The organism is Planktothrix tepida PCC 9214, assembly GCF_900009145.1.
Classification (GTDB): domain Bacteria; phylum Cyanobacteriota; class Cyanobacteriia; order Cyanobacteriales; family Microcoleaceae; genus Planktothrix; species Planktothrix tepida.
In genome coordinates this window covers 210,111-222,616 of the sequence record NZ_LN889796.1, presented here as the reverse complement: position 1 = coordinate 222,616, position 12,506 = coordinate 210,111, and the positions used below count along the sequence as shown (strand labels likewise).

The 12,506-nt window shown below is 36.1% G+C and carries 11 protein-coding genes; 3 read left to right on the top strand and 8 right to left on the bottom strand.

Annotated features, from left to right (window positions below; genetic code table 11):
* Window positions 1–80: 80 nt before the first annotated feature.
* The 3 genes from PL9214_RS11615 to PL9214_RS11605 form a co-directional block, all read right to left on the bottom strand.
* Window positions 81–299, bottom strand: a complete 219-nt coding sequence (locus PL9214_RS11615; protein WP_042152033.1) for a type II toxin-antitoxin system HicA family toxin — start codon at window positions 297–299, stop codon at window positions 81–83.
* A complete protein-coding gene (locus PL9214_RS11610) occupies window positions 299–544 on the bottom strand; it encodes a type II toxin-antitoxin system HicB family antitoxin (RefSeq protein ID WP_245824235.1) in 246 nt (81 codons plus the stop codon). The genes PL9214_RS11615 and PL9214_RS11610 overlap by 1 nt, the downstream gene beginning before the upstream one ends.
* 101 nt (window positions 545–645) lie before the next feature.
* The gene (locus tag PL9214_RS11605; RefSeq protein ID WP_072718972.1) at window positions 646–849 is read right to left on the bottom strand and encodes a type II toxin-antitoxin system HicB family antitoxin; all 204 of its coding nucleotides are present in this window, start codon (window positions 847–849) and stop codon (window positions 646–648) included.
* A 148-nt stretch (window positions 850–997) separates the two neighbouring features.
* Here PL9214_RS11605 and PL9214_RS11600 point away from each other — a divergent pair, with 148 nt between their 5' ends.
* A complete protein-coding gene (locus tag PL9214_RS11600) occupies window positions 998–2,971 on the top strand; it encodes an ABC transporter ATP-binding protein (RefSeq protein ID WP_072718971.1) in 1,974 nt (657 codons plus the stop codon).
* Here PL9214_RS11600 and PL9214_RS11595 read toward each other — a convergent pair.
* The 4 genes from PL9214_RS11595 to PL9214_RS11580 all read right to left on the bottom strand — a co-directional run bounded on the left by PL9214_RS11595 (window position 2,964) and on the right by PL9214_RS11580 (window position 6,845).
* Window positions 2,964–4,028 (bottom strand): MAE_28990/MAE_18760 family HEPN-like nuclease, encoded by a 1,065-nt coding sequence (locus PL9214_RS11595; RefSeq protein ID WP_072718970.1) that lies wholly within the window; start codon window positions 4,026–4,028, stop codon window positions 2,964–2,966. The genes PL9214_RS11600 and PL9214_RS11595 overlap by 8 nt on opposite strands.
* 6 nt (window positions 4,029–4,034) lie before the next feature.
* Entirely contained in the window at window positions 4,035–5,207 is a 1,173-nt protein-coding gene (locus tag PL9214_RS11590; protein ID WP_072718969.1) for a GmrSD restriction endonuclease domain-containing protein, read from the bottom strand.
* Between the two features lie 187 nt (window positions 5,208–5,394).
* Window positions 5,395–6,120, bottom strand: coding sequence for a rhomboid family intramembrane serine protease (locus PL9214_RS11585; protein ID WP_072718968.1), 726 nt, complete (start codon window positions 6,118–6,120; stop codon window positions 5,395–5,397).
* A 179-nt stretch (window positions 6,121–6,299) separates the two neighbouring features.
* A complete protein-coding gene (locus tag PL9214_RS11580) occupies window positions 6,300–6,845 on the bottom strand; it encodes a Dps family protein (RefSeq protein ID WP_072718967.1) in 546 nt (181 codons plus the stop codon).
* Window positions 6,846–7,227: 382 nt separating this feature from the next.
* Between PL9214_RS11580 and PL9214_RS11575 the strand changes: the two genes are divergently transcribed.
* Window positions 7,228–7,416, top strand: a complete 189-nt coding sequence (locus PL9214_RS11575; protein WP_072718966.1) for a CsbD family protein — start codon at window positions 7,228–7,230, stop codon at window positions 7,414–7,416.
* Between the two features lie 450 nt (window positions 7,417–7,866).
* Window positions 7,867–10,758, top strand: coding sequence for a response regulator (locus PL9214_RS11565; RefSeq protein WP_083579978.1), 2,892 nt, complete (start codon window positions 7,867–7,869; stop codon window positions 10,756–10,758).
* A 21-nt stretch (window positions 10,759–10,779) separates the two neighbouring features.
* Here the strand turns inward: PL9214_RS11565 and PL9214_RS11560 are convergent, their stop codons facing one another.
* On the bottom strand, window positions 10,780–11,232 hold the full coding sequence (locus PL9214_RS11560; RefSeq protein WP_072718965.1) for a response regulator: 453 nt from the start codon (window positions 11,230–11,232) through the stop codon (window positions 10,780–10,782).
* Between the last annotated feature and the right edge of the window lie 1,274 nt (window positions 11,233–12,506).

Below are 12,506 nucleotides of genomic sequence, written 5' to 3'. Positions count from 1 at the left end.
TATAATAGAAAGTGATCGCTTAACCTTGAATGATAATCCAGTATCCGCGTCCTCACTCACTGACTATCTAGGGCAATTTATTATAGTTTTTCCCATTCATCTCGGCTAATATTCGCCTGACGTAACAGCCGACTCAGTAAATTTTTACTAATATCACCTTGATGAGGATTAGGAATAGTTAACCTGACTTCATCCTTAATCATATATTGATGTTTTCCCCCAGGATATGGCCCTTGAAAACCAGCTAGTTTCAAATAACGCACAAAATCTTTCCATTTAATTGCAGAAAATGGTGGCATTAAGCAACCTCGTTTTCAAAATTTAAGTTAATCTGATCTAAAATCGGTAATTGATGACCTAAACGTAACCCTAAAATGATCCATCCTTCTAACGCATCTTGTAAATTTTCCCGACATTCTTCTAAGGTTTTGCCACTACTCCAAACACCCTGACAGTCAGGTATTTCTCCATAAAATATCCCATCCTCTAAGATCTCATATTTTGCTCGATTCATGGCTGCATAAATATAATCTGTTAACATCATTTAAAGTTTCCTTAAGAATAAGTTAAACTCAACCTTTGATTCTTTTAAAATCCAGCCTTTTCTAACCAAGATTTTACAAAATTTTTTCCCAGAAATTGATTTCATACTGCAATTTCCACAATGCGGTCAGTTTCTTTTTCCTTTAGACTTTCATTTGCCACCTCTAACCAACCTTGTATCGCTTCTTGCAGATTTTTCATCACTTCTTCCCAAGTTTCTCCTTGGGTCACACATCCAGGGAGTGCAGGAACTTCTGCCCAATACCCTCCCTCTTCAGCTTCGTGAACAATAGCTTTAATATTCATAATTGAGTAAAGTCGCTATTTTTTCTATTTTCGGATTTTAGCATTGATGCAATCCTTTCGGGTTTGTCCAACGCCATTCTATCCCCTATTCCCCGATCTTCTGTTAAATTGATTCAAGATATAGAAATGTATAGAGGCGGTAACTTCCATGCAATATGTTGTTCTGAATGTGAATGATCTGCGGGTTGAGTTTGACACCGATGAACGGACTGTTACCGCCGTTGATGGAATTTCCTTTCAGGTGGGACGGGGAGAAACGTTAGGAATTGTGGGAGAGTCCGGTTCAGGAAAATCCGTGACCGCCTTGGCAATTATGGGGTTACTTTCCACCGCCACCGCGAAAGTAGAGGGAGAAATTGAGTTTCAAATTCCTGAATCTGAAGATTATAGTCCCTATTCCCAACCTGTTAATTTATTGCAACTTTCACCGACTCAAAAACAAACCTATCGAGGCGGTCAAATTTCCATGATTTTTCAGGAACCCATGACCTCTTTAAACCCCGTTTTTACCATTGGGTTTCAATTAACAGAAGCCATTATGCAGCATGAACAGGTTTCTCCAAAACAGGCGATGTGGAAAGCCGCATCATTATTACAGGAAGTGAAATTACTCCCCAGTGATGATGAATTAATGCAGCAAGCGTTAGAAGCACAAAAACATCAATCAATCTCTCGTTCTCCCCAGGAATTACAAGATAAACGGAGCCGAAAACGGGAAGTGATTCAACAAATTAATGCTCAAAAACGAGCCATGTTAGATCGATATCCCCATGAATTATCGGGGGGACAATTGCAACGGGTGATGATTGCAATGGCAATTTCTTGTAACCCGATATTATTAATTGCAGATGAACCGACAACGGCGTTAGATGTGACGGTACAAGCAACAATATTAGATTTACTTCAAGAATTACAAGAACGCCGAGGGATGGCGATGATTTTTATTACCCATGATTTGGGAATTGTAGCTCAAATTGCGGATCAAGTGGCGGTGATGTTCCAAGGGAAAATAGTTGAATCTGGAACAATTCAGCAAATTTTTACAACCCCTCAAAATCCCTATACAAAAGGATTATTAGCTTGTCGTCCAACGTTAGATACTCCGGCTGAACGTTTACCAACGGTGGCTGATTTTATGGATATTATTACGCTGGATAATGGAGAGGTAGAAATCCGAGAAAAGACTTTAGTAGAACCTGTTAAAAGTTATAATAATATTGCTTTAAAATCTAAGGCATTTTTATCTAGTTTACCCTCAGATCAACCTCTTTTATCGGTTAAAAATTTAAGAGTTGCGTTTAAAATCCCAGGAATATTAGGAAAAACCAAACGATTATTAATGGCGGTTAATGATGTTTCATTTGATGTCTATTCGGGGGAAACATTAGGATTAGTAGGAGAGTCAGGCTGCGGAAAAAGTACCTTATCCAGAGCGATTTTACAACTGATTAGACCTTTGAGTGGTCAAGTCTTTTTTGAAGGTCAGGATATTACGGCTCCTCCGTTAGAAACCTCGATATTTAGTGGGTTTAAAAATTACCAAAATCAACAACAATTTAATCAAAAAATGCGTTGGGTCAGACGGAATCTGCAAATTATTTTTCAAGATCCCTTTAGTTCCCTTGACCCTAGAATCAGCATTGGGGATGCGGTCATGGAACCGTTAATTATTCATTCAGTAGGACAAACGTTTCAAGAAAAACGCGATCGCGTCGCTTACTTATTAGAACGAGTGGGGTTAAATCCTGATTTAATGCGACGTTATCCCCATGAATTTTCTGGCGGACAACGCCAACGAATTTGTATCGCCAGAGCGTTAGCATTGAACCCTAAATTTATTATTTGCGATGAATCTGTTTCTGCGTTAGATGTGTCGGTACAGGCGCAAGTATTGAACTTATTGAAAGAGTTACAAGCGGAATTTAATCTCACTTATATTTTTATTTCCCATGATTTAAGTGTGGTTAAATTTATGAGTGATCGCATGATTGTAATGAATCAAGGAAAAATTGAAGAAATGGGAACCGCCGAGGAAATTTATCGCCATCCCAAACAAGCTTATACTCGTCAATTAATTGCTTCTATTCCTTCAGGAAATATTAGAAGTAGTAACTTTAATTGATTAGATACAGGCTAAATCCTTTTCGAGTATCAATATTAAACTTTAATCCCACTTCTGTAGGAGAAGATATTTTAACTTCATTTCTAGGTTGACTGTCTATTTGAATACTCTCAATTCTCGTCAAAGAACAATAAGAGGATTCTTCATTTACTAGAAATAACTTATCTCCTACAGATAAAGTTATATTCTCTACTATTACGATGGCTGCTTTTTGCTTTTTAAACCACTCCGTAACTCGTCCAACTTTTTGAGCTTGTCCAATGGATACTTTTTTTAAAAGGATTTGATAAGTTACTAATTCAGCTAAAGCTTGGCATAATGCTTCGACAAAATCTGCTAAATATAGCAATTCTTGAATTCCTAAAATTTCATTAATTGATCCATGTGCTGCTTTATTCCGATAGTGAATAAATTGTTTAAGTTCTGCTTCGGCGGTATTTTGATTTCCTCGGACTTGCTCTATAAAATATTTAATCTGTCGATGGTGAATAATCCATTCCCAAGCCTTTTCAATTCCCGCTTTAGTGAATAATTCCACTAACGCATCCTTTCTTAAATTTTGTTCATGGAATATAAAAATTTCAGGAAGTAACTCGTATTTTTCATGATCACTAAGGGCAGCCAAAAACCCTTGAACCACTTTTTTATAATAAATAGATAGATTTTGGTTTTCAGGGTCTTCAAATCGTATCTTTTTCGGGTATATTAATAATCGTCCTATTCCCTCTCGATGGGTATTTTGAATTGTTTCATCTAAATCGGAATAACTGGAAATTAACTCAGGTAAAAGTTGTAACCATTCGGAGATTAAATCTTCAACAAATCGTTCATAAATGGCGTACAATCGCATTACAGTAGCACAGTGGTCATAGATTTTCCATTCAATTTCTCCAGGAAATTCTTGAGCCAATTCCAGAAAATCATTATTTTCCGGCAATGGATCTTTATTTAAACTTTGTTTTCCAAAAACAATTGCCCTAAGTCTATCATTAGTCTGGAGCATTGCACGAACAGTTGCAATTTTTATACTGGATGTTTCTAAAAGATTCTCAAACATTGCAAGCTATTCTCCAATAACCTGCGATAGCATATCATCAAAGATTTGGATTCGTTGTTGAATTTCTGCTTTACTTTTTCCACCTCCTGTTAAAAGACGTGATTCTTCCCGTTCAAAGAGTTTCTGGGTTTCTTCAATAATTTTTGTTTTTTGATCAATTAAAATTTTAGTTTTATCCAAATGTCGATTAAATCCAACCATGACCGCATCATAATAAGCTTTATAGGAATCTTTCTTCCAAGTCCTAGATTTTGGATCAAAGGGTTTGAATAAATTATCGTTATAAATTTGGTAAGCTAGATTAATTGTTTTTAAAAATACTTCCTTTAGGATTAAAATATCCTCATCAGAAAAATTTGAACTTTTGATCATATAAAGATCAAGAAATCCTTCCATTCCTCGTTGAAAATGGTCTACATTTCTCAAGGCAAAGAAACGAAGCACTAATTCTGCATCTTCCATTTTTTTATAAAGATTATTGTTTAATAAATCAGGGTCATTTTCATCGATAGGAATTCCCCAAGATTGAGTAAAGATAGGATTACGAGATAATTCTAGTAATAATGAATTAAACTTCCCATGATACAAACAATTCCGTACTTCCTGCTGACTTAAATCTACGCCTCCGGTATTAAAACGTTCAAAACTTTTCTGTTTGAGGAACAAAGCTGTTTCAGGATCAGAAGTTGATTCTGCAATAATAACAATAGATGAGATGGATCGACGATCAATTCCTGCTTTAACTTTAATTGGAAGTTGATCATAAGTACGTCCATTGATTTCTGGCCAAAGTTCGAGTCCTGTTAGTTTGAGTTTGTTTTCATAGAACTCTTTAATTGCTGTAATTCTCTGTTGACCATCCATGACTTCATAAGAATTGTAATCTATTTCAAACAGAATAATGGGTGGAACAGGGATATTAATTAGGAATGACTCAATTAATCGTGACTTCATCTTGTCATCCCATCGAGGTCTTCTTTGGTAAACGGGCTGTACATTCATATATCCGTTTTTTTTTAAAGCCTCAGCAAAGCTAGGCAGCTTTTCACGATTAATTTCAGTTAGGATGCGGTTTTCTTGGGAGGAGTATTTATCATTAATTTCTCCATCCGACATTTTTTTTTGACGTTTTGAGGAAGATTTCTCCCACATTTTTTCTTCAACGGGCGCAAATAGCATTTTCTCAATTCTCCATTGGCATCTTTATTATGAGGTATTTTAGCATTCCTAAGCTCAGATGACAAATTACCACATTCGAGAGTTAAACTTATTTTGAATACAATAAAAGATCTCAACCCAGACTCGCTGAATAGAGATCTTAAAAAAATATAGAAAAAACTTTATACAATCTGTAAATCATTTAAACTTACTGCCAATATTCGTTATATCTTCCAGGGGAAGGACGGGAAAATAAGCCTAATAACGGCCCCAGAATTGCCCCGAAAACGAATCCGCCAGCGTGTGCCCAATAGGCAACACCGCCTTGCTGCATTCCCACATTAGCAGGAACTCCTAATGAAATTAATCCATTAAAGGCTTGTTGTACAAACCAAAATCCTAGGAAAAAAATGGCAGGAACTCGAATCGTATAGAAAAAGAATCCTAATGGAATTAAGGTTAATATTTTAGCTTGGGGAAACTTGAGAATATAAGCTCCCATGACTCCGGCGATCGCTCCACTGGCTCCTAAAGAAGGAATCGAAGATTGAGGAGAGAAAAACCATTGAGTCAAAACCGCCAAGGCTCCACAAAGGATATAAAAAATTAAAAATTTAATGTGTCCTAATTCCTGCTCAATATTGTTTCCAAAAATCCATAAAAATAACAGATTAAAACCGACGTGCATAATTCCAGCATGAAGGAATTGAGAGGAAATTAAAGTAAAAGGTTCGGGGACGGATTGATCAACAGAAACCCCATCAAAACTGGCACTGAGTTGATTAGGAACGACGGCATACAACTGAAAGAATTTTTCTAATTGAGGAGGAGTTAAACTCAGTTCATAGAAAAAAACCAGAACATTAATTATGATTAATATATAAGTAACAATCGGTGTAATTCGGATCGGATTTTCATCGTTTAAAGGAACCATTGATTTTTTCCTAAAGCTTGAATGAGCAAGATTGGGAATAAATAGTTATCAGTCAACAATGAACAATTCATGTTATATTGTGTTAAATGAGCGATAATAATTCACTCAAAATTTGATAATAAATTGCGATTTATTGCGGACTGATAACTATTTAAAGACCGTTTTTAAGTCAAATTTTTTTACATCACACTGGCTGCAACAGCTTTTTGATTGACATTAGAGCGTCTACCATTAGACTCTAAACCTTCCCCTTCAATAAAGGAACGCAACATCCAGGCCATTTGTTCATGTTGCTCCATTAATCCTGTTAGGAAATCGGCTGTTCCTGCATCATGAAATTCTTCTGCACATTGATCAATATGTTCACGAAGATTGCGAATAATTTGCTCATGATCATTCACTAATCGTTGAACCATTTCGGTTGTGTTTGGAAGATCTCCAGCGTGTTCTTCAATGGAAGCCAGTTTTAAAAATCCTTCCGCCGTCCCAACCGGATAACCCCCTAATGTCCGAACTCGTTCCGCCGTTGCATCAATATTTTCGGTTAAGGCTTCATAATGTTCTTCCCAGAGTTGATGTAGGGTACGAAATTGCGGCCCAACCACATCCCAATGGTATTTTTTAGTTTTGATTAAGAGCAGATACATATTGGATATATCTGCATTTAATAATTCTATAACCCCTTGCATTTGCTCTTCAGTTAAACCAATATTTAACTTAGGCATACTTTCAAACCTCCTTTTTAATTTGCAAATCTCTTTCCTATTCAAACGAGTCTGTTTATTCCAAACATCTACCTTGTGAGAGAACTCTCAGAATTTATAACTTATGAATCTGCTTGTTTTGGGTTTAAATCTTCCTAAAGAAAGATAGACTGCAAAAACAAGTTAATCCTGAATTAGAATCGGGGAATTTAAACCTAAGCGATCTCTAACATTAAACCCTACAGAACTAAATAATACCCAGGAAATGGACTAATCCATCCGAGGATAGATGGAAACAACAATAAAAATTGATTACTGTTTAGAAAGTTAATAAATGCTGTTTTGAATCGGAATTTAATTCTCAAGACAGTTAAGCCATTTAATTTTGGAGAAACCAATAATCATGAGCACTGAAGAAAAAGGAAAAGCCACCTTAAAAAATGTAGAAGGAAAAGTCCAAGAAGCGGCTGGAAATATTACGGGCGATCCTGAAGATAAAGCAGAAGGAAAAATGAAGCAAACAGAAGCTGCTGCACAACATACGGTGGAAAATGTTAAAGATGCGGTCAAAGAAGAGATCGATAAACATTAATTGGGTTTTGTTCCGGTGTTGAGCCCTATAAAATCGAATTGATAAATTTTGTCTAGGTAACTGACTCAGTTACCTAGATCTGTTGTGTATAGATTAAATTCCTGTAAACGAATTTCCATGAATTGCAGATCATCCCTCAGATTTCAACTGTTAATCTTTCGGTATCAATGAGTTTAGTTTGATTTCAACTGAATTTCCCATCCGAGGTTTTTGGAAGTTGAGTCGTGTTACACCGTGTACATCCAAACTCTATTGATTTGTGTTAAGGTATTTTTTAGATTTCTAGGAATCCTAATCTTAGTCAGTCTATGAAGCCAATTGAATCGGGCGAACAATTCTACAATTTCCTGGGCTAGACTTTAGGAGCTTTGGTCAAAAAATACCTAATTGACTTGAACTGTATGTTAGCTCCTGTTTCCCCTTTTTTACTCATTCGGTGAGCCTACAGTTGTGATTTTATACTTCTTTTTCACCAGTTTAGTTTTAGTTGCTTTAGGATGGGCTTGGCAACAAAGACAACTAGCCTTGGGCTGGAAAGCGAGCTTAACTGAATTACAGTCGATGATTGAACACCTTGACTGTATGGTAATCGGTTTATCCGTTGATTACTGCATTCAACAATGGAACCTTAGTGCAGCAAAACATTATGGATATCAACGTCATGAAGTTTGGGGTAAAAATTACTTAAAGTTATTTGTTCCGCCCTCGATGGAAACAGAAGTGATAACTCATTATGAATATGTTTTAACTACAAAAAAATCCGTTCAGTTTCAACAGTTAGTTTCACTGGCGAATGCAGAAGAAGGGTTAATTCACTGGAATATTAATCCTTGGTTAAACCCCCAAGGTAAAATTAAAGGTTTACTTCTGCATGGCTATGTAGAAAATGCGAACTTTGTTTGGGAACAGAGGATAGTAGAGATTAGAGATCTGATTTTCCAATTTCCCATTGCGATCGCCATTTTTGATACCCAAATGCGCTATTTAGCCTATTCTCAAATTTGGCTGTCTCAATATAACTTAGAAGATCAAAACTTGCTTGGAAAAAGCCATTATGAAGTCTTTCCCGATATCAAATTAGACTGGAAAATAGCTCATCAACAAGCACTCAAAGGGGAAACAATTTCTCAAGGAGAAGATACTTGGGAACGAGAGGATGGAACCCAGTTTCAACAAAGTTGGGTGATTCAACCTTGGTATAAAAAGCCGGGTAAAATCGGCGGTTTAATTTTAGCAACAACACCCATTAGTCAACTGATTGAAGAACGGGAAGCCGCCTTAGAATCAGCTAGGCATAAATCTCACTTTCTGGCTCAAATGAGCCATGAAATTCGTACTCCCATGAATGGGGTTTTAGGGATGGTTGAATTACTCTTAGAGACTCAACTAACTCCCCAACAACGGGACTATACCTCAACGATTTATTGTAGTGCTCAACATTTATTGACGGTTATTAATGAAATTTTGGATTTTTCTAAACTAGAAGCGGGAGAAGCTCGTTTAGAAACGGTCAATTTTGATTTAGATAGCTGTCTGGAAACGGTGATTGATTTATTAACGGTCAAAGCCGAAGAAAAAAACTTAGAGTTAATTGTCCAAATTGATAGCGATTTACCCCGCCAACTCAAGGGTGATGCTTTACGTTTGCATCAAATTCTACTGAATTTAATTAGTAATGCGATTAAATTTACCGAAAAAGGTAACGTTATATTAACGCTTAAAATATTGGCAAACTATTCTGATAGAATCAAAGTTAAGTTTGCTGTTAAAGATACAGGAATTGGAATTGCTCAAGATTTACAAGCTCAAATTTTTCAACCCTTTTCTTTGGCAAGTTCTAACACCAACCGTCAATATGGGGGGACGGGGTTAGGGCTATCTATCTGCCGACATTTAGTGGATCTGATGGGGGGTGAAATTGGGTTTGAAAGTGCTTTAGGTGAAGGGTCTAATTTCTGGTTTAATGTAGAATTATCGAAAGCTGAAACCATTGCTTCAAACCGAGTTCCAGAGTTGGAACAGGTGAAATTATTAGTAGTTGATAGTAATCCTTTAGTTCGTGAGTCTATCTGTTCCTTTGCTCAAACTTGGGGAATTCAGATTGATGAAGTCGAGGATGGAAACACGGCTTTAACCGTTTGGAAAACAGCCCTTGAAAAAGGTAATCCTTATGATATTATTTTAATTGATTTACCTTTATTAAATCGAGAAGGGGTTAAATTAGTTCGGGCTTTACATCATTGTGATGAAAAATCCTCGACTAAAATGATTTTAATGAGTAAACTCAATCAACGCGATCGCGCGGAACAAGTGGTTAATTTAGGAGATTATAGCTATTTATTAAAACCCGTCGCGCCTTTACGTTTTTTACAAACCTTGGTTTTGACCCTAAATCTGAAATCTCCGGCTATTTTAACTCGTCTACATCAATGGCAGCATCAAACCCATCGCATAGAATCGTTTCAAAATCGCGATCAACGGTTTAACCTGCAAGCTCATACTCTGAAAATCCTTTTAGCAGAAGATGATCCGATTAACCAAAAAGTGATTTTGAGTCAACTTAAACTTTTGGGTTATGATGCCGATTTAGTCAATAATGGACAAAGTGTTTTAGAGCGATTAACCTATAAAGATTACGATCTGATTCTGATGGACTGTCAGATGCCTATTCTCGATGGCTATGAAGCCACTCGGCGCTTACGCCAGCATCCTGACCTGATTCATCGACAGCCAATCGTAATCGCCCTCACGGCCAGTGCCATGTCTTCGGATCGAGAACGTTGCATAGAAGCGGGAATGGATGATTATGTTAGTAAACCTGTAGAATTGAATGCTCTGGGAAAAATATTACAGCGCTGGAGTTCTTGCAAACTCTCAGACCCTGATCCGAGTCTTTCGGTTCTACAGTCGGTGAATTCATCTGATCGACACCCTGCTTTTGCATTTGAAACCTCTACCTTAGAATCAAATCCTATGAGTGCCTTGACATTTGCCGAAAGTCCTGTCAATTTAGAACGTCTCAATCGTTTACTCAAAGGAAATCTTCAACTGCAACACCGGCTGCTGAATTTGTTCATCGAACAAGCTCAAATCCGAATTCAGAATTTGCATCAAGCTATCCTGAATCAAGATTATAGCGGCATAAAACAACAGGCCCATGCGTTGAAGGGTTCAAGTGCGAGTGCAGCAGTCTTAGAAATGCCAGAAATCGCGAAACAACTTGAAGATCTCGCTCAAGAACAAACTTTAGAGGGTGCAACGGAATTAGTTGAAAAATTGCAACAGTGTTTAAATCGAGTTCAAGTCTTTGTGCAAGAGGAAATTTCATTCCGCTCCAGCTAACATTGATTTAGATTCAATTGATTAAGCAGACTTTTCTCTGAACGTCGAGCACCTTTGATGTTCAGTCTTTTTTTGTTTGATTTTGAGCATCATATTGACTTGATTCAGTAGTTCATCAATATCAATGGGTTTATAAATGACACCATTAGCTTCTCCTTTTGATTCCTGTTTAACTTCAAAAAAACTACAAGCCGTCATGACTAAAATTGGAATAAAAGCTAACTCCGAATTTTGGCGAATTCTTTGAATGACATCATAGCCACTTAAACCGGGCATCATCACATCGACAATAACCAGGTCGGGAGGAGAGTCTTTCACTTGATCTAAAGCAATATAGCCATTTTCAGCACATTTAACATGATAGCCCGCCCCTTGTAGAATAGCTTCTACTAAAAATAAAATATCAGGCGAATCATCAACGACTAAAATTGTTGTTGAGGGCAACGAATTAAAATTTGACCAGGATGTAGACATGAAAAATTTTTTTAATGAATTGAATAAGTTTTGACTTGCATTCCGCAAAATAGGGAACTGTGAAAATTAGTTAATTTTAGAACTGTTAGAGATAAAAACAGTCTTAAAATCTTCTTATTTTCCCAATATTTAATCTCAACTCAGAATTGATTGTTTTTACATACTATTTCTAGTACATTTTAAGAACGTGGGGAAGTTAACCCCCTTGTAAGTTACATCGTAAACCCCAGTCAGAATAACCGTTATCTGTCTGATGATGTAAATCCTACTTGTGTTTTTTTAAACGATTAACAAACTAAACCTTAAAAACTTTAATGTTCAGTTTTTTCTAATTTTTTATAGAATTTAATCCTTTATTCCTAAGTTCGCTAAAGTTAACAACTTTACTTTTGAGTCTGGAGTTATTTGGTAACAATTGTAACATAGCTACCCGGAATGTCGTCAACGGTTTACCCTGCTATTGGGCACAAATGTATCTTGCGGTAGAGGTAGCTACAAAGCGTTATCGCTTATTCTCTGGATTAACCCTGGAAATTGTAAGTTTAACTGCGTTTTAACCCCTGGTGAATTAAGCAGGCTGGAGCATATCCTTGCCTTAATTGTAGTGAAAGATAGAATCCCCCTCTCAAAATTTAAACAATATTTCCAATTTTCTGTTTAGCTTAAGCGAATCGGAAAGAGGAAATACGGTACAGGGAACAGGATTTTAGTTTTATCCGGTTTAAATCTGTGGTTTAAGTGCTGATTGGGTTAACCTCTCTAAATTAAGCAACCTTGCTGTTTTACAGGTTTGAGGTTGTAAGTTTTGCCATGAACATTAAAATTTTAAACTCAAAATTTAAGGCTCATTGATCAGTTAACTTTTGTGAAAATCAAATGATCTTCAAGCTTTTAAATTTTCAGGCTATTTTCAACAAAGGATAAAAATTTTATTTTTATATCTCCCCTACCTAGAAAAGGATGAGCCTATAGAATTATTGCCTGTAATTTCAATTATTTTCCTCAATATAATCCTGTTAAAGCTGATACTTTTTGGGGTATTGGTTAAATTAATTTAATCAGGGAGAAATTTTTATGCTTTAAAATTATGATCGTTAAAACCACAAAGTTATTGTTATCAATAAACCCTTAAATTGGATAATTTAAAGAATATTTTTACTGTTTTTAATGATTTTAATACTATTTTTAAATGTCGCCATAAAATAAAAATATTTCTAATATTTTAAAATTGATTTATACCCTGTTTATTTTATAAAATTTTGCAAAGATAAAGT

Coding starts and splice junctions, on each gene's coding strand:
- PL9214_RS11615 (WP_042152033.1), bottom strand. CDS start 299: ATGCCACCATTTTCTGCAATTAAATGGAAAGATTTTGTGCGTTATTTG.
- PL9214_RS11610 (WP_245824235.1), bottom strand. CDS start 544: ATGATGTTAACAGATTATATTTATGCAGCCATGAATCGAGCAAAATAT.
- PL9214_RS11605 (WP_072718972.1), bottom strand. CDS start 849: ATGAATATTAAAGCTATTGTTCACGAAGCTGAAGAGGGAGGGTATTGG.
- PL9214_RS11600 (WP_072718971.1), top strand. CDS start 998: ATGCAATATGTTGTTCTGAATGTGAATGATCTGCGGGTTGAGTTTGAC.
- PL9214_RS11595 (WP_072718970.1), bottom strand. CDS start 4,028: ATGTTTGAGAATCTTTTAGAAACATCCAGTATAAAAATTGCAACTGTT.
- PL9214_RS11590 (WP_072718969.1), bottom strand. CDS start 5,207: ATGCTATTTGCGCCCGTTGAAGAAAAAATGTGGGAGAAATCTTCCTCA.
- PL9214_RS11585 (WP_072718968.1), bottom strand. CDS start 6,120: ATGGTTCCTTTAAACGATGAAAATCCGATCCGAATTACACCGATTGTT.
- PL9214_RS11580 (WP_072718967.1), bottom strand. CDS start 6,845: ATGCCTAAGTTAAATATTGGTTTAACTGAAGAGCAAATGCAAGGGGTT.
- PL9214_RS11575 (WP_072718966.1), top strand. CDS start 7,228: ATGAGCACTGAAGAAAAAGGAAAAGCCACCTTAAAAAATGTAGAAGGA.
- PL9214_RS11560 (WP_072718965.1), bottom strand. CDS start 11,232: ATGTCTACATCCTGGTCAAATTTTAATTCGTTGCCCTCAACAACAATT.